We start from the raw sequence: 22,222 nt of genomic DNA, 5'->3' as shown, positions 1-22,222 counted from the left end.
TGGTCCACTACTCAAGTCTCGCCTATCGCCCGGTGAGGCGCTTGGCACTTTCCAGGTGGGCGGTCAGCTTCGCCTGGATCCGCAGGGTCGCCTCGTCCAGCGCCCTGCGCGTCCGCCGCCCGTCGCCCGCACTCGCGTCGAACGCGTCGCCGAAGACGACGTCGACCCGGCTGCGCAGCGGGGGCAGCCCCCGTATCAACCGTCCGCGCCGCTCGGTGCTTCCCAGAACGGCCACGGGGACGATCGGAGCCCCGCCGCGTACCGCGAAGTACGCGAGTCCGGCCCGCAACGAGGCGAAGTCCCCTTCGCCCCGGGAGCCCTCGGGGAAGATCCCGAGGACGCCGCCGTCCTCCAGCACGCCGAGCGCGTGGGTGATGGCGGTGCGGTCGACGGATCGGCGGTCCACCTCGATCTGCCCGATTCCGTGCAGGAACGGGTCGAGGGGGCCGACGAACGCCTCCTTCTTGATCAGGAAGTGCACCGGCCGGGGTGCGGTGCCCATCAGCATCGGTCCGTCGATGTTGTGGGAGTGGTTCACCGCGAGTATGACGGGTCCGGCGGCTGGCACGCGCCACGCGCCCAGGACCCTGGGCTTCCACAGCCCGTACATCAGGCCGATGCCGATGGACCGCCCGACGGCCGCTCCGCGCGGCGTGGGCGCGCCTGTGGCATCGCTCACGCGGCGACCCGCTTCCCCTCGACGAGGGTGACGACGCACTCGATGACCTGCTGGAGGGTCAGCTCGGTGGTGTCCACCTCGACGGCGTCGTCCGCCTTGGCGAGCGGCGAGGTCTTGCGCCCGGAGTCGGCGGCGTCCCGCTTGATGAGGGCCTCACGGGTGGCGGTCAGGTCGGAGCCCTTGACCTCACCGCTGCGACGGGCGGCGCGGGCCTCCGGGGAGGCGGTGAGGAAGATCTTGAGGTCGGCGTCGGGCAGCACGGTGGTGCCGATGTCCCGGCCCTCGACGACGATGCCGCCGGTCGCGGCCGCGGCGATGGAACGCTGGAGCTCGGTGATGAGTGTGCGCACCTCGGGGACCGCGCTGACGGCGCTGACCTTGGAGGTGACCTCCTGGGTGCGGATCGGGCCGGAGGCGTCCTCGCCGTCGACGGTGATCGTCGGGGCGGCGGGGTCGGTACCGGAGACGATCACCGGCTTGGCGGCGGCGGTCGCGATCTCGGCCGGGTTGCCCACATCGATGCCGTTGCTCAGCATCCACCAGGTGATGGCCCGGTACTGCGCGCCCGTGTCAAGGTAGCTCAGGCCGAGCTTGGCGGCGACGGCCTTGGACGTGCTCGACTTGCCGGTGCCCGAGGGCCCGTCGATGGCGACGATCACGGAGGAGCGTGCGGTTTCCACGGTGGTGGACACCTTCCTGGTACACGGTGCGGGGACGGACGGGCCTGGGAGACGGCCTCGTACCAGGTTACCGAGTACCGGGCGGGCCCTTGTACCCCGTACGGGGGAGGCGGGCCACCCGGGCGGGGGTGGCGCCGCCCCGTCGTACGGGTCCGGGCTCAGTCGCGGATCGACCAGCCGCGTTCCTGGAGGGCCGCGCCGAGCACCGGGGCGGCGCTGGGCTCGACCATGATCTGGACGAGGCCCGCCTGCTGGCCGGTGGCGTGCTCGATGCGGACGTCCTCGATGTTGACGCCGGCCCGGCCGGCGTCGGCGAAGATCGCGGCCAGCTCACCTGGCTTGTCGCCGATGAGGACGGCCACGGTCTCGTAGGCGGCGGGGGCCGCGCCGTGCTTGCCGGGGACCCGGACGCGGCCCGCGTTGCCGCGGCGCAGGACGTCCTCGATGGCTTCGGTGCCGGCGCGCCGCTTCTCCTCGTCGGCGGAGTGCAGGCCGCGCAGCGCGGTCACGGTCTCCGCAAGGTCGGCGGCGACCCCGGCGAGGACGTCGGCGACCGGGCCGGGGTTGGCGGAGAGGATCTCCACCCACATCCGGGGGTCGGACGCGGCGATCCGGGTGACGTCGCGGATGCCCTGGCCGCACAGCCGTACGGCGGTCTCGTCGGCCTCCTCCAGCCGGGCGGCGACCATCGAGGAGATCAGCTGCGGGGTGTGCGAGACGAGGGCCACGGCCCGGTCGTGGGCGTCGGCGTCCATGACGACGGGCACGGCCCGGCACAGGGCGGCCAGCTCCAGCGCCAGGTTGAGCACCTCGGTGTCGGTGTCCCGGGTCGGGGTGAGGACCCAGGGACGGCCCTCGAAGAGGTCGGCGGTCGCGGCGAGCGGCCCCGAGCGCTCCTTGCCCGCCATCGGGTGCGTACCGATGTACGGGGTGAGGTCGAGGCCGAGCGCCTCCAGCTCGCGGCGCGGGCCGCCCTTGACGCTCGCGACGTCCAGGTAGCCGCGGGCCACCCCGTCGCGCATGGCCCCGGCCAGGACGGCGGCGGTGTGCGCGGGCGGCACGGCGACGATCGCCAGGTCGACGCGGCCTCCCGGCGCCTCCTCCGTGCCGGCGCCGAGCGCGGCCGCGGTGCGGGCGGAGTCGGGGTCGTGGTCGACGAGGTGCACATGGACGCCGCGGCCGGCCAGCGCGAGGGCGGCGGAGGTGCCGACGAGCCCGGTTCCGATGACGAGGGCGGTTCTCACTGGGCGATGTCCTTGCGCAGAGCGGCGGTGGCGCCGAGGTAGACGTGGCTGATCTCGGCGCGCGAGAGATAGGTCTCGACATGCACGAGGATACGGACGACCCGGGGCATGGCCCCCTCGATGTCCAGCTCCTGGGCGCAGATCAGGGGTACGTCGACGATCCCCAGCCCGCGCGCGGCGGCCGCGGGGAAGTCGCTGTGCAGGTCGGGGGTGGCGGTGAACCAGATGCTGATCAGGTCGTCGGCGACGAGTTCGTTCCGGTCCAGGACGGCCGTCAGCAGCTCACCGACCCGCCGGCCCATGTGCCCGGCCTCGTCCTCGTCCAGTTGGACGGCGCCCCGGACCGCTCGTACCGCCACGTCGTGCTCCTCGCTCTTCGCCGATCGTCCGCGCCTCCGGCCCGGCGCTCCGTGGCGCGGCCGGCTGCTCACCTCAGCCTAGATCGGCAGCGGTGGACCTGATCACGGCGTTCCGTCCGTGAGACGGGCGGGCCGCAGCCGTCGGAGTCCCATCCGCCACTCGGTCGGGGGCACGGTCCGCGCGGTTGCTTCGCCCGGGGGCGCGCCGCCGCCACGATGGCCCCCGACCCACCGCCATCGAAGGAGAGCCCATGAACGCACGGCGAAGGACGGTGCTGGCCGCTGGTGCGGCGGGCGCCGCGGCCCTGGCCACCGGCTGCGGATCCTCCGACGGGAACGGCGACGGGGACGCGAGCCCGACGCCGACCGCATCGGACGGGGCGTCGCCGACCGCGTCGGACCGGGCGTCGGACGGGGCGTCGCCGGGCGCCTCGGACGGGGCGGAGCTGGCCAGGACCGAGGACATCCCGGTCGGCGGCGGCACCGTCTTCAAGGAGCGCAAAGTGGTGGTGACACAGCCGGAGGAGGGCGAGTTCAGAGCGTTCTCCGCCGTCTGCACCCATGCGAGCTGCCTCGTCTCGACGGTGAGCGACGGCACGATCAACTGCCCCTGCCACGGCAGCAAGTACAGCGTCACGGACGCGGCGGTCGAAGCCGGCCCGGCGACCCGGCCGCTGCCCGCCGAGCGGATCACCGTATCGGGGGGCGCCATCCGGCTGGGCTGAGAGCGGGCGGGAATCTTCGAGGCGCGGCGGCCATCGCGCACGTACGCTCGCGGGCATGATCACCGCCGCCGCCGCCGACGAGACAGACGACGAGACACTCGTGCGCGACCACACGGTCTACGCCTGCGTGATGGGTTCGCGCGCGTTCGGACTGGCCACGGAGGAGAGCGATACGGACCGGCGCGGGGTGTTCCTCGCGCCCACCCCGCTGTTCTGGCGCTTCGAGAAGCCCCCGACGCATGTGGAGGGCCCCGCGCCGGAGCAGTTCTCCTGGGAGCTGGAACGCTTCTGCGAGCTGGCGCTGCGGGCCAACCCGAACGTGCTGGAGTGCCTGCACTCCCCGCTGGTGGAATCCGTGGACGACACCGGCCGCGAGCTGCTGGCACTGCGCGGGGCGTTCCTGTCGCTCCTCGCGCACGGCACGTTCGTCCGGTACGCGCTGGGCCAACGGAGGAAGCTGGAGGCCGACGTACGGGTCCATGGCTCGCCACGCTGGAAGCACGCGATGCATCTGCTGCGGCTGCTGGCGAGCAGCCGGGACCTGCTGCGCACGGGCGAGCTGCGCATCGACGTCGGCGAGGCCCGTCAGGAGCTGCTGGCGGTGAAGCGGGGCGAGGTTCCCTGGCCGGAGGTGGAGCGCCGGATGAACCGCCTCGGCGAGGAGAACGACGAGGCGGCGACCCGCTCCCCGCTGCCGCCGGAACCCGACCGGGCGGCCGTGGAGGACCTCCTCGTCCGGGCCCGGCGGGCCTCGGCGGCGCGCGATCAGGCGCCGACCGGGCCGCCCGAACCGACCGCGCTCACACCGTACGGGGCCCGCCCGAGGCGGCCGTGAGCTCGGCCAGCTTCTGGAACTCGCCCAGGTCGTAGTTGGCCAGCGCGGAGTCGAGGTTGGTCAGCGCCCCCAGGTGCTCGATGAATCCCTGGGGGTCGTACTCGATCTGCAGGGCGACCCGGCTCGATGTCTCGTCGAGCCGGTGGAAGGTGACCACTCCCGCGTGGTGGACTCCCTCGGTCGTCTTCCAGGCGATGCGGTCCTCGGGGACCACCTCGGTCAGCTCCGCGACGAACTGCTTGTCCGCACCGGGCAGCGAGAGCTGCCAGGCGAAGCGCCGCTCGTCGATCGGATCGACGCGCTGGACGTGGCTCAGAAACCTCGGCCACTGGGTGACATCGCTCCACAGGGACCAGGTGACGGCCACGGGCGCCTTGATGTCGACGGTCTCGACGAGTGAGGAGGACACGGATACCACCAGGCCTTCGTACGGGAACAGGTCCGCCCTCTCGTACCCGGTCGTCCTCCGCTCACTCGGGGCACTCCCGCCAGGAGCGGCGATGACGCGCACCCGCCGGCCGGTACGGCTCAGGCGTCCCAGAGCGCGGCGAGGGAGAGCAGGTCGCTGCGGTACTCGATGCGCTCGGACCATTCCTTGGGCCAGGCCGCCGCGCCCAGGTGCGCCCCGGCCAGCGCCCCGGTCAGGCAGGCGATCGAGTCGGAGTCGCCCCGGGTGCAGGCGGCCCGGCGCAGGGCGGTGACGGGCTCCTCGGGGAACAGCAGGAAGCAGTGCAACGCGGTGGCGAGGGCCTCCTCGGCTATCCAGCCGTCCCCGGTCCGCTCGCACGGGTCGGTCTCCGGTGACGGATCGCGCAGCGCGTCCTGGACGCGTCCCAGCGCGGTCAGGCACTCGTCCCAGCCTCGCTGGATGTACCCCTGCGGGGTGGCGTCGCCCGCGTGGCGCCAGAGGTCACCGAGCCAGCGGGTGTGGTAGCGGCCCCGGTTCTCGTAGGCGTAGCTGCGCAGCTGTCCGATCAGGCCGAGAGGTTCGGCGCCCTGGGCGAGCAGGAACACCGCGCGGGCCAGCAGGTCGGAGGCGGCGAGCGCGGTGGGGTGGCCGTGGGTGAGGGCGGCCTGGAGCTGGGCGGCCCCGGCGCGCTGTTCCTCGCTGAGGCCGGGGACCAGGCCGATGGGGGCGACCCGCATGTTGGCGCCGCAGCCCTTGGAGTGCGTCTGGCTGGCCTCCTGCCAGACCCGGGTGTGTTCGAGCAGGCGGCAGGCGGTGAGGCAGGTGTTGCCCGGGGCCCGGTTGTTGTCCGGTGAGTGGTACCAGGCGACGAACTCGGCGCGGACCGGGTCCACCAGCCGTTCGGGGGTGAGCAGTCCGCTGTCCATGGCGGTGCGGATGCCCCGGCCCAGGGCGATCGTCATCTGGGTGTCGTCGGAGACGACGGCGGGTGTCAGGAGGGGAAGCTGCCGCCAGGGGCCGAACTGGGCGAGGATGGCGGGCACGTCGTTGAACTCGGTGGGGAAGCCGAGGGCGTCGCCGAGCGCGAGTCCGGTCAGCACGCCGGTGGCGGCCTGCTTGGTGAGGGGCGGGGTGGCGATGGTCATCTGTCTCGTCCTTCCGGTACGGAGTGCGACGGGGCTGCGGATTACGCGTACGCGCGGAGCTGCGGATCGCGCGCGGGTCTGCGCATGACGACGGGGCCGCGGGTCACAACGGGTCCCCCGGGGCGTCCGGTCGTGGCGGGCGCAGGAGCGGCGGGTGCAGGGCGGTGGCGTCGCCCGCCCGGTAGAGGGCGGCCGGTTTGCCCCGGCCGCCGGTGCGGCGCGGCGGGCCCTCGACGGCCTGGACGAAGCCGGGCGCGTTCAGGACCTTGCGCCGGAAGTTGGGGCGGTCGAGCTCGACGCCCCAGACGGTCTCGTAGACCTGCTGGAGCTCGCCGAGGGTGAATTCGGCGGGGCAGAACGCGGTGGCCAGGCAGCTGTATTCGAGCTTGGCGCCGATCCGGTCGTGGGCGTCGGCGAGGATCCGGTCGTGGTCGAAGGCCAGCGGTCCGGTGGAGTCCGCGTCCCACCACCGGGCGCTCGCCGCGTCGCCGCCGCCGCGCGGTTCGGGCAGGTCCGGCAGGAGTGCGGCGTACGCGACGGAGACGACCCGCATCCTCGGGTCGCGGTCCGGGGCGGTGTAGGTGCGCAGCTGTTCGAGGTGGAGGGCGCCGACGGCGCCCTGGCCGAGGCCGGTCTCCTCGGCGAGTTCGCGGCGGGCGGCGTCCTCGGCGGACTCGCGGGGCAGCAGGAAGCCGCCGGGCAGCGCCCACCGGCCCCGGAAGGGCTCCTGGCCGCGTTCGACGAGCAGCACGTGCAGCCGGGCCTCACGGACGGTGAAGACCGCGAGATCGACGGTGACCGCGAACGGGGCGAAGGCATGCGGGTCGTAGCCCTCGGGTACGGGGGTGCTCATCGCTTCTCCGGAAGGGGTGCGGCGAAGTCCCAGCCGGTGGCGAGGAGTTCGTCGACGGCGGCGACGGCGGCGGCGAGCCGCGCCTCGGGCGGGCCGGTGACCTCGATGAACCGCCTTCCCGTGCGGGTGAGTTCGGCGCGGAAGCGGTCGGTCATCCAGGGGCGCAGCTCCTCGCCGTCGCGCAGTCCGTCGTCCTCGAAGGGCACGCCCTCGTGGTCGGTGAGCAGCCACAGGTGGTGGGCGGCGCGGTCGGCGATCTCCTCGACGAGCGGGTTGCGGCCGCCGACGTACCGCTCGTGCCAGACGGTGGTGGCGAAGGAGTCGGTGTCGCAGAAGAGCACGGGGGACCCGGCGCGGGCGGCCTCCTCCTCCCGGTCGTTCTGGGCCTGCGCGATGAGCGGGAAGTCGTCGGTGGTGAAGCTGACGTCCTCCCAGGCGGCCCCGGGCCACCGTGCGCGCAGGGCGGCGAGCTTGTGCTCGCTGTACTCGCGCCCGTACTCGGCGACGTAGCCGGTGCGCGCCCACACGCCGCCGCGTGCGCGGTAGCGGGCGGCGAGCGCCCGCGCGAGGGTGGTGGTGCCGGTGGACTCCGCGCCGAGGACGACGACCCGGCGGGCGAGGGCGGCCCGCACCGGCGGCCGGAGGAAGTCCCAGCAGTCGGCCGGGGACCGGCGCACGGCGGTGCCGGAGACCGGGAAGAGGGTGCGGTCGGGGTCGACGAGGACGGACGCCGCGCCGAAGCGGCGGCCCAGCTCCTCCCCGTACGCCTCCGAGGTGAAGACGGCGTCCACCCGCTCGGGCACGGCCGCGGTGAAGACCGCCATGTGCGCGTCCCAGACGGCCGGGTCGGCCACGTCCATGTGCGTGTCGTCGACCGCGCCCACCACGGTGACGTCCGGGTGGACCTCGCGCATCCAGGCGACGCGGTCGGCGAGCGCGACGGACTCCACGGAGGCGGCGCAGACCAGCACGGTCAGCCGTTCGCAGCGGTCCCGGGCGGTCTCGACGAGGTGGTGGTGGCCGGCGTGCGGCGGGTAGAACTTGCCGAGGACCAAGCCGTGTTCGTAGCGCTTCATGCCGCGGCCACCTCCGGGGTCCGGGTGTCGCGTGCGGTCAGGTCGCGGTGCCAGTTACGCAGGCCGACGAGGCAGAGCGCGAGGAACCCGGCGTACAGGAGCGAGGTCAGATACAGCCCCTTGTGCGCGTACAGCGGGATGTAGACCACGTCGGCGGCGATCCACAGCCACCAGGACTCCAGCCGCTTCCGGCACTGTCCGTACGTCGCCATCAGCGACAGGGACGTCGTAGCTGCGTCCCAGAACGGGACGGTGGAGTCGGTGGCCCGGGACAGCAGCAGAGTGATCCCGAGGGTCCCCACCACCCCCGCCGCGAGCAGCCAGGTCCATTCGGTGCGGGTCGTTCTGCGCACCGGCAGGACGGCGGTTCCTGGTCCACCCCCGTGGGTCCAGGTCCACCAGCCGTACGCGGCGAGGGTGATGAAGACGATCTGGAGGCCGGCGTCGGCGTACAGACCGGACTGGGCGAACAGCAGGATGAAGAAGAGGTTGTTGGCGATGCCGATCGGCCAGTTGGCGAGGTGCTGGCGGGCCACGAGCCAGACGCACAGCGCCCCGCTTCCGAAGCCCAGCACCTCGGTCCAGCTGACCGGGGTGTCCAGGATCGTCACCAGGGGCTGTTGCAGGGGATCGAGTACGTCCGCGAGACTCACTCCCGCCTCCTTCTTTATAGTCACTCTGACTATAAAGGCTGGACGGGGACGGCAAAAGGCCCGCGGCCGGTTCTGTTCGAACTTTCCGAACAGAACCGGCCGCGGGCCTTCGCGTGGGTACGGATACGGGCTAGAGGCCGACCTCGCGCATCAGCATGCCGACCTCGGTGTTGGTGAGGCGGCGCAGCCAGCCGGACTTCTGGTCGCCCAGCGGGATCGGCCCGAAGGACGTCCGCACGAGGCGCTCGACCGGGAAGCCGGCCTCGGCCAGCATCCGGCGCACGATGTGCTTGCGGCCCTCGTGGAGGGTCACCTCGACCAGGTAGTTCTTGCCGGTGTTCTCGACGACGCGGAAGTGGTCGGCGCGGGCGTAGCCGTCCTCCAGCTGAATGCCGTCCTTGAGCCGCTTGCCGAGGTCGCGCGGCAGGGGGCCCTGGATGGCGGCCAGGTAAATCTTCTTGACGCCGTACTTGGGGTGGGTCAGGCGGTGGGCCAGCTCACCGTGGTTGGTGAGCATGATGATGCCCTCCGTCTCGGTGTCCAGCCGGCCGACGTGGAACAGCCGCGTCTCGCGGTTGGTCACGTAGTCGCCGAGGCACTGGCGGCCGTCCGGGTCCTCCATCGAGGAGACGACGCCCGCGGGCTTGTTCAACGCGAAGAACAGGTAGGACTGGGCGGCGACGGTCAGACCGTCGACCTTGATCTCGTCCTTGTGCACATCGACGCGCTTGCCCTGCTCGACGACGATCTCGCCGTTGACCTCGACGCGGGACTGCTCGATCAGCTCCTCGCACGCGCGGCGCGAGCCCATGCCGGCCCGGGCGAGGACCTTCTGGATCCGCTCGCCCTCCTCCTCGGCTCCCGGGTGGGTCTTGGGGAGGTTGATCACGGGCTTGTTCGCATACCGGTCGCGGTTGCGCTGCTCGATCTTGGCGTCCAGCTCACGCGGGCGCGAGGGGGCTGCGCGGCGGAAACCGCCGGTGCGGCCGCTGCCGCCCTGTGCGGGCTTCGGGCCGCCCTTGGCCCCGCCGCGGGCGGCCGAGCCACGGCCCTTGCGGGGGCCTTCCTGCTCGCGGGCCTCGCGGGCTCCGGGGGCGTCGTTGCCGACGTCGTAGCGGCGCTCCTCCGGGCGGGGACGGCGGGGGCGCTGCTCCTCGTCACGGCCGCCCTGGTAGCTCGGACGTCCGTCCTGGTAGCTCGAACGCCCGTCCTGAGAGCCCGGGCGTCCGCCCTGGGAGCCCGGGCGCCCGCCCTGGCCGGTGGGACGCCCACCCTGGCCGCCGGGACGGCCGCCCTGACTGCCGCCGCGCCCGCCCTGAGCGGAGGGACGACCTCCCTGACCGCCGGGACGGCCGCCCGGGGCTCCGGGCCGCCCGCCCTGGCTGCTGCTGCCGCCGCGTCCGCCGCCCTGGCCGCCGGGACGGCCGCCCTGGCCGCCGCCGCCCTGGCCCTGGCGGGAGGAGCCGCCGCCACTGCGGCCGCCGCTGCCCGCGCCTCCGCCACTCCGGCCGCTGCCGCCGCTGCCGCTTCCGCTGTTCCTGCCACTGCTTCGCATCAAAATTCCGTCTTGTCGTCTGCGTGAGTATCCGGGGTGTCCGGTGCGTCCGGATCGAACGACGGCACACCCTCTAGCGTCTCAGCCTCGATCGCGTCCGCCTCGGGGAGGAAGGGCGCGAGTTCCGGGAGCTCGTCCAGGCCTCGCAGGCCCATTCGCTCCAGAAAGTAGTTCGTCGTCCTGTACAGGATCGCACCTGTTTCGGGTTCCGCGCCCGCCTCCGCCACCAGGCCCCTCTGGAGGAGGGTCCGCATGACGCCGTCGCAGTTCACTCCGCGCACCGCCGAGACCCGCGAGCGGCTCACCGGCTGCCGGTAGGCGACCACCGCCAGGGTCTCCAGCGCGGCCTGGGTGAGCCGGGCGTGCTGGCCGTCCAGGACGAAGCCCTCCACGGCCGCCGCGTACGCGGGGCGCGTGTAGAACCGCCAGCCGCCCGCGACGAGCCGCAGGTCGAAGCCCCGGCGCTGCACGGTGTACTCGTCGGCCAGCTCCCGCAACGCGTCCGCCACGGCCCTGCGGGGCCGCTGGAGCACCTTGGCCAGGTGGTCGACGGTGGCGGGCTCGTCGACGACCATGAGGACCGCCTCCAGGGCGGGCTTCAGATCGAGCGCGGCGACCGCGCCCTCGTCGGTCTCCCGCGTCGGCTGCTCGCTCATTCCCGTACGTCCTCCTCGTCAGCGCGCCCGTTGAGCTCCCGGTCGAACTCGTCCGTCACCCCCGGTTCCGCTTCCGCCCCGCCGCACCAGGTCACCAGCAGGTCGCCCAGCGCCTCGTCCTGGTCGAGGGTGACGGCCTTCTCGCGGTACAGCTCCAGCAGGGCCAGGAACCGGGCCACCACGGTCAGGGTGTCCGGCGCGTCCCCGGCCAGCACCGCGAAGCTCACCGCCGCCCCGGCCCGGCGCAGCCGCTCCACCACGAGGCCCGCCTGCTCCCGGACGCTGACCAGCGGGGCGTGGATGTGGTCCACGTACACCTGGGGCCTGGGCTTCGGCTGCATCGCCTTCACCGCGAGCCGGGCGAAGCCCTCGGGCCCGATGCTGATGACCACCTCGGGCAGCAGCGCCGCGTGCTGGTCCTCCAGGCCGACCGTACGGGGGTGGCGGCGGGCCTCCGACTCCAGGCGGCCCTGGAAGATCTCGGCGATCCGCTTGTACGCGCGGTACTGGAGCAGCCGCGCGAAGAGCAGGTCCCGCGCCTCCAGGAGCGCGAGGTCCGCCTCGTCCTCGACCTCGGCGGCGGGCAGCAGCCGGGCGGCCTTGAGGTCGAGCAGCGTGGCGGCGACGACGAGGAACTCGGTGGTCTGGTCGAGGTCCCAGTCGGGGCCCATGGCGCGGATGTACGCCATGAACTCGTCGGTGACCTTCGACAGGGCGACCTCGGTCACATCCAGCTTGTGCCTGGAGATCAGCTGGAGGAGCAGATCGAAGGGGCCCTCGAAGTTCACCAGCCGGACGGTGAAGCGCTTGTCGTCCGCTTCCGGCCCCGGCGCCCGCTCCGGCACAGCGTCTCGCACGGGTACGGGCCCAGGCTCTTGTACGGGAGCCGCCTCCACCGGGGGCGCCACCGCACCCGGCCCCCGCCCCAGGGCGCGGCGGCGCGGGGTGGCGGGGTCGTCGGGCGTGGGCATGGTGGTCCAGGGGTGGGGCGGCGGCGCGGGCGGGTCCCGCCGGCCGGCGGGACCTGCGGTGCAGGCTACCCGCGCCGTGCCGCTCAGCGGCCGCGCAGCCGCCGTACGAGGATGCTCGCGTCGCCCCGGGACTCCAGGTCGGCCAGGACCACCGCCACCGCCTCGCGGACGATGCGGCCGCGGTCGACGGCGAGGCCGTGTTCGCCGCGCAGGACGAGCCGGGCGTGTTCGAGGTCCATCAGCTCCTCGGCGGAGACGTAGACCGTGATCTTCTCGTCGTGGCGTTCCCGGCCGCTGGGGCGGCGGTTCGCGCCGCGTCCGCCGCCGCGTCTGCGCTGCTGCTGGACCGCCGGGGGCTGCTCGGCCGGGGCGGCGGAGGGCGCGGGGCGCTCGCCGGAGGCGGCCCTGGCGGACGGGGGGCGCTCGCCCTCGCCGCCGCGGCCCCGCGAGTCGCCGCCGTCGGCGTCGGCCGCCGCGTGCTCCTCACGGTCGGCCGGCGGGGCCTGGCCGGAGGGGTCGCTCTCCCCGGCGGGCGCGGGCACCCGCGGCTCGCCGTTCGCCCTGCGCCGCCGCTCCGCCGGCGAGGACGGCTGGAGGCCCATCCCGCCTCCGGTGGTACGGAACAGCTCGTCGGCCCCCGGCAGACTCACTCGGCGTGACACCGGGCGAGCACCTCCCTGGCGAGCTGACGATAGGCGGCTGCGCCGACCGAGTTGGAGGCGTAGGTGGTGATGGGCTCGCCGGCGACCGTGGTCTCCGGGAAGCGGACCGTGCGGCCGATGACCGTGTGGTAGACGTGCTCGTCGAAGGCCTCGACGACGCGCGCCAGGACCTCGCGGCTGTGCACCGTACGGGAGTCGTACATGGTGGCGAGGATGCCGTCGAGCTCCAGCTCCGGGTTGAGCCGTTCCTGGACCTTCTCGATGGTCTCGGTGAGCAGCGCCACCCCGCGCAGGGCGAAGAACTCGCACTCGAGCGGCACTATGACCTTGTGAGCGGCCGTCAGGGCGTTCACGGTGAGCAGGCCGAGCGAGGGCTGGCAGTCGATCACGATGTAGTCGTAGTCGGCCATCAGCGGCTTGAGGGCGCGCTGGAGCGTGGACTCGCGGGCCACCTCGCTGACGAGCTGCACCTCGGCCGCGGAGAGGTCGATGTTGCTGGGCAGCAGGTCCATGTTGGGGACCGCGGTCTTGAGCAGGACGTCGTCGGCCGTCATCCCCCGCTCCATCAGCAGGTTGTAGACGGTGAGGTCCAGCTCCATCGGGTTGACCCCGAGGCCGACGGAGAGCGCGCCCTGTGGGTCGAAGTCGACGAGCAGGACCCGGCGTCCGTACTCCGCGAGCGCGGCGCCCAGGTTGATGGTCGACGTGGTCTTGCCGACGCCGCCCTTCTGGTTGCACATCGCGATGATCTTCGCGGGGCCGTGGTCGGTCAGGGGGCCCGGGATCGGGAAGTACGGCAGGGGCCGCCCGGTCGGGCCGATGCGCTCGCGGCGCTGACGCGCGGCGTCGGGCGCGAGGGTGGCCGCGTACTCCGGATCGGGCTCGTACTCGGCGTCGGGGTCGTAGAAGTGCCCCTCGGGCACCTCGGCGAAGTCGGCGAAGCGGTCGGTGTCCCGGCTGCTCTCGTTGCCGGCCGTGGCGTTCACGTGTAGGCCGTCCATCATCTGGGGGGCTGTCGTCATGTGCTGTTGGGTGGCGAAGGTGCGGACAGCGACGGAGCCGACAGCTTCGAGCCCGATCGGGCTCAGACCCCGTGCAGGCATCCCTGGTTGACCACCCCCGGGAGTAATTGTCGACTCATTCACAAGTCGTCTTACCTCCTTGGACGTGACCAGGAAACTTATCGATAGGTCAGCGTGGCACCATGCCGACGATTGGCGACTCTATGGCGTGTCACCGGTCCGCAGCAACACAATCCGCCGGACCCGGCCCGATGTGTCGGCAATCGAACGCCTCGCTGTCAAGGGTGCACAGCGACCAAGCCGCACATTTCACCGCAGCACGAAACGGGTAAAGGGCTACGTTCGGCACGAGTTGCGCAAGGGCCCCACAGGGCCCGATACACGTCCGGCCGGACCTTGCTCGGCAAGGTCCGGCCGGACGCGCGATGTTGACGGAGGGAGTTGACCCGTCAGCCGAGGAGCGTGCTCAGCTCGACGTGCGGGAGTCCGTGCGCTTCGGCCACCTCACGGTAAACCACCTGGCCCTCATGGGTGTTGAGGCCCTTGGCGAGCGCGGCGTCGCGGCGCAGGGCGTCGGCCCAGCCGCGGTTCGCGAGCTCCACGATGTAGGGCAGCGTCGCGTTGGTGAGCGCGTAGGTGGAGGTGTGGGGCACCGCGCCGGGCATGTTGGCGACGCAGTAGAAGACCGAGTCGTGGACCTGGAAGGTCGGCTCGGCGTGGGTCGTCGGACGCGAGTCCTCGAAGCAGCCACCCTGGTCGATTGCAATGTCGACAAGTACACTTCCGGGCTTCATCTTGGCGACGAGCTCGTTGGTGACCAGCTTCGGGGCCTTGGCTCCGGGGATCAGCACGGCGCCGATGACGAGGTCGGCCTCGACGACGGCCTTCTCCAGTTCGAAGGCGTTGGAGACGACGGTCTGCACCTTGGTGCCGAAGATCTTGTCGGCCTCGCGCAGCTTGTTGATGTCGCGGTCGAGCAGCGTGACGTGGAAGCCGAGGCCCACGGCGATCTGCGTGGCGTTCCAGCCGGAGACACCGCCGCCGATGACGACGGCCCTGCCCGCCGCGGTGCCGGGGACGCCGCCGGGCAGCACGCCGCGGCCGCCGACGGAGCGCATCAGGTGGTACGCGCCGACCTGCGGGGCGAGGCGGCCCGCGACCTCGGACATCGGGGCGAGCAGCGGGAGGGCGCGGTTCGCCGTCTCGACCGTCTCGTAGGCGATGGCGGTGGTGCCGGAGGCCAGCAGCGCGTCGGTGCACTCGCGGGAGGCGGCGAGGTGCAGGTACGTGAAGAGGGTCTGGTCCTTGCGGAGGCGGTGGTACTCCTCGGCGACCGGCTCCTTGACCTTCAGCAGCAGGTCGGCGGCGGCCCAGACCTCATCGGCGGTGGCGAGGATCTGCGCGCCGGCGGCGACGTACTCCTCGTCCGGGATGGACGAGCCGACACCGGCGTCGTGCTCGATGACGACCTGGTGGCCGTGGCGGACGAGCTCATGCACTCCGGCGGGGGTGATCGCCACCCGGAACTCGTTGTTCTTGACTTCGCGGGGGATGCCGACCTTCACGTCGATCACGGTCCTTGGCTCGGAGGGTCATCCGGGCAGAACGGTGCACACCCGGACATATACAGCATAAATGGAGACGCCACGGAGGAACGCGGCAGAGCCAGTCTAATGAAGGACTTCGCGCTGTCTAGCCTTACAAAGCATTAACTTTCCAACGAAGCACTACGGATTTCGTAGGCAGGAGCCTCCTCGCCCAGCAATCTATCGGCCGCGCTCCGGTGCAACCCGGCCGCCGCGGGGTCCCCGAGCCGGTCCAGCGTGTCGGCAAGCCGCAGCTGGAGCGCCGCCTGAAGCCGCACGTCACCGGCGCGCCTGGCCAGGTCGACGGCCTCCTTGCAGGTCTGGAGCGAGTCGTGCGGCCGGCCCGCGTACTCCTGGACCCGGGCGGCCTCGCTGAGCGCCCGCGCCTGGGCCGCCGGATCGCCGAGCCTGCGGTGGCCCGCGGCGGCGGCCCGCCAGTTCCGCAGCGCCTCGCCGTAGCGACCGGCGTACGTGTGGACCGCGCCGAGCCGCCCGTACAGCCGGGCCTCGTCGGCGCGCTCCCCCTGGGTCAGCCGCTGGGCGAGCGCCCGGCCGTACCAGTCGGCGGCCCGGTGGTAGTCCCCCAGCTCCTCGTACGCGCCGCCCACGGATTCCATCGCGCGGCCGGTGGCGTACAGGTCCTTCGCCGCCTTTCCGGCGTCCAGCGCGGCCCGGTAGCGGGTCAGCGCGTGCCGGGTGCGGCCGGTGCGGGCGTCCAGGTCCGCGAGGTTCAGCAGGGCGGCCGCCTGCTCGCGGGGCAGCTCGCGGCGGAGCGCCACGTCCAGGACGAGGCCGTGCAGCCCGTACAGCTCGGGGGCGGCCTGCTCCGTCCCCCGGTGCGCGGCCAGCGCCCGCACCAGGGCCGCCACCAGTCGCCGCGCCAGGGTGTCGAGCTCGCCGTCCGCCACGGCGAGCCGGGCCGATGCGAGCAGGGCGGGCTGGCGGACCCGCAGCCACGCGCCCGCCTCGTCCGCGTTCGGGAAACGCAGCGAGCGGGGCAGGCCGGCGAGCTTGCGGCGGGCCGTGGAGCTCTCCGGCTCGGTGACCGCCCGGCAGGACTGGAGCCGGCGCACGGTCCGCTCCAGCATCCGGGCGCGGGCGAGCTGGATCTCGGCCGGCCGGTCCCGGTCCTCCAGGAGGGCCAGCAGCATCGGGGCGAGGCAGCCGGGCACCGCGTACTGGGGGTGGGCCGCACTGTCCGTCCGCAGCAGCCCGAGCTTCACGAAGTCGTCGAGGGTGGAGCGGGCGGCGGAGACCGAGCAGCCTGCCAGCGCGGAGGCCGTGTGGGCGTCGGCGAGCCCGGCGGGGGCGAGGGCCAGCAGACGCAGTATCCGGGCGGCGGCCTGGGGCAGGGAGTCGTGGACGAGCCGGAGCGCGCGGGCCAGCGGGCGGGCGCCGGTGGGCAGTTGCTCGCCGGGGTCGGGGAGATCGTGCAACTGCTTGGCGACGTCGGCGACCGAGGCCATGGGGTGCGCGGCGAGCAGGCCGCCCATCAGGGCGAGCGCCGCGGGCTGCCCCCCGCACTCCTCGGCCAGGCTCTCCGCGGTGCGGGGGTCGACGGTGATGCGGACCTGTCCGATGACGCGGGCGAGCAGCCGCACCGCCGCCCCCGCCTCCAGTCCGCCGAGGGTGCAGGGCCGTACGTCGGGGATGCCGGTCAGCGGTCCGGTCGCGGTGGCGAGGACCAGGCAGTCCGGGTTCTCCGGGAGGAGCGGGTCGACCTGTTCGGCGTCGGCCGCGTCGTCGAGCACCAGGACGAGCCGGCGTACGGCGAGGGCCTCGCGGACCATCTCGGAGAGTTCGTCCTGATCGGCGCCGGGCGGGACCGCCACCCCGAGGAGGCCGAGGATCTCGCCCGCGGTGCGTTCGGTGGGGACGCGTCCGCCGCCGGGGTCGGTGAGGCCGACCCGGAGCACCCCGTCGGGGTAGTCGCCGGAGCCCGTGCCGGGAACGGCCCAGGGCAGTACGCCCGGGGCGGTGGCGGCGGCCCCGGCGGCGTCTGTTCCGGTGAGCGCTCCGGCCAGCTCCTCGGCGAGTGCGCTGCGACCGGAGCCGGGCCGGCCCGCGATGAGCAGGACTCGGGCGCGGGGGGTCTTACGGCCGGCCAGGGTGTCGAGGCCGGCCCGCTCGATGTCCGCCCGCAGGGCCTTCAACTCACGTTCGCGGCCGAAGAATCGGGGCGGGGCGGTGCCGGACGGCTCCTCGGCCCCCGGGGCCTTTGCCGGGCCGCTGGTGTCCACCGCCTGATCGGTCACGAGCCACGCTCCACTTCGCTGCACGCGGTGCCCGCCGGAACTCCGGTCGGGTGCTTTTCGAGCGTAGTTCAGCGGTGACGACGATCACTGCGGAGTGGGGCGGAGCGCGGGGAACATCCCCCGATCGGATCAGCATTTCTTCATTTTTAATGACCGACCGGGGGGTGGGGCAGGGGTCCAGACTGCCCGTCAGGCCTCGAAGGGCCGGGCCGGCCAGGGCGCCTCGGCGGGGCGCAGGGAGTCGACGCCGTCGCCCGCGCGTACGGCGGAGAGCGCGAGCACCCCGACGACCAGGCAGTTGTTGTGCACGTCCCCCGCGATCACCGAGCGGACCAGCTCGGGCAGCGGCACCCGGGCGTGCTCCATGTCGGCCTCCTCCTCGGAGACCGCGTACCGCTCGCCCTCCGCCTCGGAGAGATCGCGGGCGAGGAAGACGCGCACGGCCTCGTCACAGCCGCCGGGCGTGGTGTAGACGTCGGCCAGCACCCGCCAGTCCTCGGCCTTGACGTGCGCCTCCTCGTACAGCTCGCGCTGAGCGGCGTGCAGGGGGTTCTCGCCGGGGACGTCGAGCAGTCCGGCCGGGATCTCCCAGAGCCGGTGGCGCACCGGGTGGCGGTACTGGCGCAGCACGATGACCCGGTCGTCGTCGTCGAGCGCGAGGACGGCCACGGAGCCGGGGTGGACCTGGTAGTCACGGCCGTGGACGGATCCGTCGGGCATCACCACCTGGTCGGTGCGGACGCTGGTCTTGGCGCCGGTGAAGGGGGTCGCGGTCGCGGTGACCTGCCACTCCTCGGGCTTGTCCTGGATACCCATGTACGTCCACGTCCTCCCACGAACCAACGGAAACCGGGGTACCGATCCGCGCAGGATCCGTACCCCGGTCAACCGTAATGCCTCGGCGTTACGCGTCCGCGCCCTTCGCGGCGGCGACCTGGCGCGCGACGGCGGCCTTCACCAGACCCGCGAAGAGCGGGTGCGGGCGGGTCGGGCGGGAGCGCAGCTCCGGGTGCGCCTGAGTGGCGACCAGGTAGGGGTGCGTCTCGCGCGGGTACTCGACGTACTCGACGAGCTTGTTGTCCGGGGAGGTGCCGGAGAAGACCAGTCCGGCCTTCTTCTCCAGCTCGCCCCGGTAGGCGTTGTTGACCTCGTAGCGGTGGCGGTGGCGCTCCTCCACGTACGGCTGGCCGTCGTAGGCCTCGCGGACGAGGGAGCCCTCGGCGAGCTTGGCCGGGTAGAGGCCGAGCCGCATGGTGCCGCCCAGGTCGCCCGCGCCCTCGACGTAGGCGAGCTGCTCCTCCATCGTCGAGATGACGGGGTGGGAGGTGGCGGCGTCGAACTCGGTGGAGTTGGCGTCGGGGATCTCGGCGAGCGAGCGGGCCGCCTCGATCACGATGCACTGGAGGCCGAGGCAGAGGCCGAGCAGCGGGACCTTGTTCTCGCGGGCGTAGCGGATGGCGCCGACCTTGCCGTCGACACCGCGCTCGCCGAAGCCGCCCGGGATGCAGATCGCGTCGACGTCCCCGAGGTGCTCGGCGGCGCCCGCCGCGGTCCGGCAGTCGTCGGAGGTGACCCACTTGACCTTGACCCGGGCCTTGTTGGCGAAGCCGCCGGCGCGGATCGCCTCGGTGACCGAGAGATAGGCGTCGGGCAGGTCGATGTACTTGCCGACCAGCGCGACGGTGACCTCGTGGTCGGGGTTGTGGACCCGGTCCAGCAGGTCGTCCCAGGTGGTCCAGTCGACGTCCCGGAACGGCAGGTCGAGCTTGCGCACGACGTAGGCGTCCAGGCCCTCGGTGTGCAGCACCTTGGGGATGTCGTAGATCGACCGGGCGTCCGGGCAGGCCACCACGGCGGTCTCGTCGACGTCGCACATCAGCGAGATCTTGCGCTTGATGGCGGTGGGGACCTCACGGTCGGCGCGCAGCACGATGGCGTCCGGCTGGATGCCGATGTTGCGCAGGGCGGCCACCGAGTGCTGGGTGGGCTTGGTCTTCAGCTCGCCGGAGGGGCCGATGTAGGGCAGCAGCGAGATGTGGACGACGAAGACGTTGTCCCGGCCGACCTCGTGGCGGACCTGGCGGACGGTCTCGAGGAACGGCAGCGACTCGATGTCGCCGACCGTGCCGCCGACCTCGGTGATGACGACGTCCACGTCCTCGGCGGCCATGCGGCGGATGCGGTGCTTGATCTCGTTGGTGATGTGCGGGATGACCTGGACGGTGTCGCCCAGATACTCGCCGCGCCGCTCCTTGGCGATGACCTGCGAGTAGACCTGGCCGGTCGTCACGTTGGCGGAGCCGTCGAGGTCGACGTCGAGGAAGCGCTCGTAGTGGCCGATGTCCAGGTCGGTCTCGGCGCCGTCGTTGGTGACGAACACCTCACCGTGCTGGAAGGGGTTCATCGTGCCCGGGTCGACGTTGAGGTAGGGGTCGAGCTTCTGCATGGTGACCCGCAGGCCCCGCGCCTTGAGCAGGGCACCCAGGCTGGAGGCAGTCAGACCCTTGCCGAGGGAGGAGGCGACACCCCCGGTGACGAAGATGTGCTTGGTCGTCGTGGATGTGGGCTGCATAGCCAAAGGGGGCTCCCGTGGTCGCGATTCTGAGGTGCGTACCGGCCGCCCAACCGGGGATTCCGGGGGCGCCGTCGCTGCGGTTCGGGGGCCTCGTGCGCTGTCGCGAACGACCACCGGTCCACGGGCTACCAGGGTAACAGCGACGGCGGGAGGCTGCTTCCGGCCACACCCTGCACAGGGGCGTCACACCTTCACCCCAGCCACTCCACGTCCCACTCGGTCAGCTGGGAGATCTTGCGGAGACCGTCGCGCGGATCTTCGCGGCGCGTCGTATCCTGCTCAAACACTCGCTGCCGAGACGGCCGGGCGGCGGCGCCACCCAGGCCGCCCACCGGTACAGGACTCGTCGGATCTTCCCGGGTGAAAGACCCTACGACCCCCTTGACCAGCAGTAAGCGCCCTTCGACAGGGCGACATGGCCGTTCGACTGGAGACGCACGTGGCCGGGCGCATCGAGGATTACGCACTCATCGGAGACATGCAGACCGCAGCCCTGGTCTGCCGGGACGGCACAGCGGACTGGCTGTGCCTGCCCCGCTTCGACTCGCATGCCGTGTTCGCGGGGCTTCTGGGCACCGAGGAACACGGCTTCTGGCGCATGAGCCCCGCGAGAGCGGAAGGAACGGAGCCGGCCTTCGCCGACCGGCGGCGCTATCGCGGTGACTCCCTCGTCCTGGAATCGGAGTGGGACACGCCGCGCGGCACCGTACGGGTGACCGATTTCATGCCCCCGCGTGATGGCGCGCCGCAGCTCATCCGGATCGTGGAGGGCGTCAGCGGCCGGGTGCCGATGCGCTCGGAACTGCGGATGCGTTTCAGCTACGGCCGGGTGACGCCCTGGGTGCACAAGGTCGACAACCGCACGGTCGCCGTCGCCGGTCCGGACTCCGTCTGGCTGGACACCGAGACGGAGACGTACGGCAAGAACCTGACCACCTACTCCGACTTCACCGTCGGCCCCGGCGACCGGGTGGCGTTCACGATCAGCTGGCAGCCCTCGCACCACGGGCCGCCCGCCCTCCCCGAACCCGAGGGGTCTCTGGAGGCGACCGAGCTGTTCTGGCGCGAATGGGTCGATCAGTGTACGTACCACGGGCCCTATCGGGAGGCGGTCGTCCGCTCCCTGATCACGCTGAAGGCCCTCACGTACGCACCGACCGGCGGTATCGTCGCGGCCCCGACCACCTCGCTGCCCGAGGAGATCGGGGGCGTACGGAACTGGGACTACCGCTACACCTGGCTGCGGGACGCCGCGATCACCCTCTCCTCGCTGCTGCGCACCGGATACCGGGAGGAGGCCCGCGCCTGGCGCGAGTGGCTGCTGCGGGCGGTGGCGGGCGACCCGGAGAACCTCCAGATCATGTACGGCATCGCCGGCGAGCGCGAGCTCGGCGAGGCTGAGCTGGACTGGCTGCCCGGTTACGAGAACTCCGGCCCGGTCCGGGTCGGCAACGGCGCGGCCAACCAGCTCCAGCTCGATGTGTACGGCGAGGTCACCGAGGCACTGCACCTGGCGCACATGACCGGGCTGACCCGCAACGACTACGCCATGGGCCTCCAGCTCAAGCTGATCGAGTATCTGGAGAAGCACTGGGAGGAGCCCGACGAGGGCATCTGGGAGGTGCGCGGGCCGCGCCGGCACTTCGTGCACTCGAAGGTGATGGCGTGGGTCGCGGTCGACCGGACGATCAAGCTGGTCGAGTCCGGGGACGTCGAAGGTCCGCTGGAGCGGTGGTACCAGCTCCGCGACGACATTCACCGGGACGTCTGCGACCGCGGCTACGACAAGGAGCGCAACACCTTCACCCAGTCCTACGGGTCGAAGGAGCTGGACGCCTCCCTGCTGCTCATCCCGCAGATGGGCTTCCTGCCGCCGGACGACAAGCGGGTCATCGGCACGATCGAGGCGATCCAGCGGGAGCTGTCCACGGAGGACGGCTTCATCCTGCGCTACCCGACGGAGGGCGAGCACGCGGGCGTCGACGGTCTGGCGGGCGACGAGGGCGCGTTCCTGGCCTGCTCGTTCTGGATGGCCGACGACCTCGCGATGATCGGCCGGGTCGACGAGGCACGCCAGCTGTTCGAGAAGCTGCTGGCGCTCCGCAACGACCTGGGCCTGCTGGCCGAGGAGTGGGACTCCAACCTCCAGCGCCAGGTGGGGAACTTCCCGCAGGCGTTCAGCCACGTCCCGCTGATCGACACGGCTCTGCGGCTGACGGCGAGCGGCGCGTACGTCGGCTGAGGCCCGGATCGTCCTGACGGTGGCTGCCCCTTCTCTTCCG

At 72.4% G+C, this 22,222-nt stretch carries 21 protein-coding genes; 3 read left to right on the top strand and 18 right to left on the bottom strand.

Annotation, left to right across the window (positions count from 1 at the left end):
- Positions 1–22 precede the first annotated feature (22 nt).
- The 4 genes from N7925_RS29450 to aroH all read right to left on the bottom strand — a co-directional run bounded on the left by N7925_RS29450 (position 23) and on the right by aroH (position 2,962).
- Complete coding sequence (locus N7925_RS29450) at positions 23–679, bottom strand: lysophospholipid acyltransferase family protein (protein ID WP_265602421.1); 657 nt, start codon at positions 677–679, stop codon at positions 23–25.
- Positions 676–1,371, bottom strand: a complete 696-nt coding sequence (gene cmk / locus N7925_RS29445; RefSeq protein ID WP_265602420.1) for a (d)CMP kinase — start codon at positions 1,369–1,371, stop codon at positions 676–678. Before cmk ends, N7925_RS29450 begins: the two co-directional genes overlap by 4 nt.
- Positions 1,372–1,517: 146 nt before the next feature.
- Positions 1,518–2,603 carry a prephenate dehydrogenase gene (locus N7925_RS29440; RefSeq protein WP_274345662.1) on the bottom strand — a complete coding sequence of 362 codons (1,086 nt, stop codon included), beginning with the start codon at positions 2,601–2,603 and terminating at the stop codon, positions 1,518–1,520.
- Entirely contained in the window at positions 2,600–2,962 is a 363-nt protein-coding gene (aroH, locus tag N7925_RS29435) for a chorismate mutase (RefSeq protein WP_265602418.1), read from the bottom strand. Before aroH ends, N7925_RS29440 begins: the two co-directional genes overlap by 4 nt.
- A 251-nt stretch (positions 2,963–3,213) precedes the next feature.
- Between aroH and N7925_RS29430 the strand changes: the two genes are divergently transcribed.
- Complete coding sequence (locus tag N7925_RS29430) at positions 3,214–3,687, top strand: Rieske (2Fe-2S) protein (RefSeq protein ID WP_274345661.1); 474 nt, start codon at positions 3,214–3,216, stop codon at positions 3,685–3,687.
- A gap of 55 nt (positions 3,688–3,742) precedes the next feature.
- On the top strand, positions 3,743–4,522 hold the full coding sequence (locus N7925_RS29425; protein WP_274345660.1) for a nucleotidyltransferase domain-containing protein: 780 nt from the start codon (positions 3,743–3,745) through the stop codon (positions 4,520–4,522).
- Here N7925_RS29425 and N7925_RS29420 read toward each other — a convergent pair.
- From N7925_RS29420 to N7925_RS29355, 14 genes are all read right to left on the bottom strand, one after another.
- The gene (locus N7925_RS29420; protein ID WP_265602415.1) at positions 4,488–4,931 is read right to left on the bottom strand and encodes an SRPBCC family protein; all 444 of its coding nucleotides are present in this window, start codon (positions 4,929–4,931) and stop codon (positions 4,488–4,490) included. The genes N7925_RS29425 and N7925_RS29420 overlap by 35 nt on opposite strands.
- Positions 4,932–5,050: 119 nt before the next feature.
- Complete coding sequence (locus tag N7925_RS29415; protein WP_274345659.1) at positions 5,051–6,076, bottom strand: ADP-ribosylglycohydrolase family protein; 1,026 nt, start codon at positions 6,074–6,076, stop codon at positions 5,051–5,053.
- A 103-nt stretch (positions 6,077–6,179) separates the two neighbouring features.
- On the bottom strand, positions 6,180–6,929 hold the full coding sequence (locus N7925_RS29410; protein WP_274345658.1) for an NUDIX hydrolase: 750 nt from the start codon (positions 6,927–6,929) through the stop codon (positions 6,180–6,182).
- Positions 6,926–8,005: an AAA family ATPase gene (locus N7925_RS29405; protein ID WP_265602412.1), complete on the bottom strand. Its 1,080-nt coding sequence runs from the start codon at positions 8,003–8,005 to the stop codon at positions 6,926–6,928. Before N7925_RS29405 ends, N7925_RS29410 begins: the two co-directional genes overlap by 4 nt.
- Positions 8,002–8,658 carry a nicotinamide riboside transporter PnuC gene (gene pnuC / locus N7925_RS29400; protein ID WP_265602411.1) on the bottom strand — a complete coding sequence of 219 codons (657 nt, stop codon included), beginning with the start codon at positions 8,656–8,658 and terminating at the stop codon, positions 8,002–8,004. The genes N7925_RS29405 and pnuC overlap by 4 nt, the downstream gene beginning before the upstream one ends.
- A 130-nt stretch (positions 8,659–8,788) precedes the next feature.
- Positions 8,789–10,213 (bottom strand): pseudouridine synthase, encoded by a 1,425-nt coding sequence (locus N7925_RS29395; protein ID WP_274345657.1) that lies wholly within the window; start codon positions 10,211–10,213, stop codon positions 8,789–8,791.
- Entirely contained in the window at positions 10,213–10,869 is a 657-nt protein-coding gene (scpB, locus tag N7925_RS29390) for an SMC-Scp complex subunit ScpB (protein WP_274345656.1), read from the bottom strand. Before scpB ends, N7925_RS29395 begins: the two co-directional genes overlap by 1 nt.
- Positions 10,866–11,840 carry a segregation and condensation protein A gene (locus N7925_RS29385; protein WP_274345655.1) on the bottom strand — a complete coding sequence of 325 codons (975 nt, stop codon included), beginning with the start codon at positions 11,838–11,840 and terminating at the stop codon, positions 10,866–10,868. The genes scpB and N7925_RS29385 overlap by 4 nt, the downstream gene beginning before the upstream one ends.
- A gap of 83 nt (positions 11,841–11,923) precedes the next feature.
- Positions 11,924–12,490, bottom strand: coding sequence for a hypothetical protein (locus tag N7925_RS29380; RefSeq protein ID WP_274346573.1), 567 nt, complete (start codon positions 12,488–12,490; stop codon positions 11,924–11,926).
- On the bottom strand, positions 12,487–13,605 hold the full coding sequence (locus tag N7925_RS29375) for a ParA family protein (protein ID WP_007448578.1): 1,119 nt from the start codon (positions 13,603–13,605) through the stop codon (positions 12,487–12,489). Before N7925_RS29375 ends, N7925_RS29380 begins: the two co-directional genes overlap by 4 nt.
- 368 nt (positions 13,606–13,973) lie before the next feature.
- Complete coding sequence (gene ald / locus N7925_RS29370) at positions 13,974–15,089, bottom strand: alanine dehydrogenase (protein WP_265604044.1); 1,116 nt, start codon at positions 15,087–15,089, stop codon at positions 13,974–13,976.
- A 143-nt stretch (positions 15,090–15,232) separates the two neighbouring features.
- Complete coding sequence (locus N7925_RS29365) at positions 15,233–17,365, bottom strand: ATP-binding protein (protein WP_274345654.1); 2,133 nt, start codon at positions 17,363–17,365, stop codon at positions 15,233–15,235.
- Between the two features lie 189 nt (positions 17,366–17,554).
- Positions 17,555–18,181 carry an NUDIX domain-containing protein gene (locus N7925_RS29360; protein ID WP_265602406.1) on the bottom strand — a complete coding sequence of 209 codons (627 nt, stop codon included), beginning with the start codon at positions 18,179–18,181 and terminating at the stop codon, positions 17,555–17,557.
- Positions 18,182–18,269: 88 nt separating this feature from the next.
- Positions 18,270–19,937, bottom strand: coding sequence for a CTP synthase (locus N7925_RS29355; protein ID WP_265602405.1), 1,668 nt, complete (start codon positions 19,935–19,937; stop codon positions 18,270–18,272).
- Positions 19,938–20,379: 442 nt separating this feature from the next.
- Between N7925_RS29355 and N7925_RS29350 the strand changes: the two genes are divergently transcribed.
- Positions 20,380–22,182 carry a glycoside hydrolase family 15 protein gene (locus N7925_RS29350; RefSeq protein ID WP_274346572.1) on the top strand — a complete coding sequence of 601 codons (1,803 nt, stop codon included), beginning with the start codon at positions 20,380–20,382 and terminating at the stop codon, positions 22,180–22,182.
- The last annotated feature ends 40 nt before the right edge of the window (positions 22,183–22,222 follow it).

This window comes from Streptomyces sp. CA-278952 (genome assembly GCF_028747205.1).
In the GTDB taxonomy this organism is placed as follows: Bacteria; Actinomycetota; Actinomycetes; order Streptomycetales; family Streptomycetaceae; genus Streptomyces.
The sequence above is the reverse complement of the archived record's forward strand: the minus strand, read 5'-3'. Positions and strand labels throughout refer to the sequence as shown.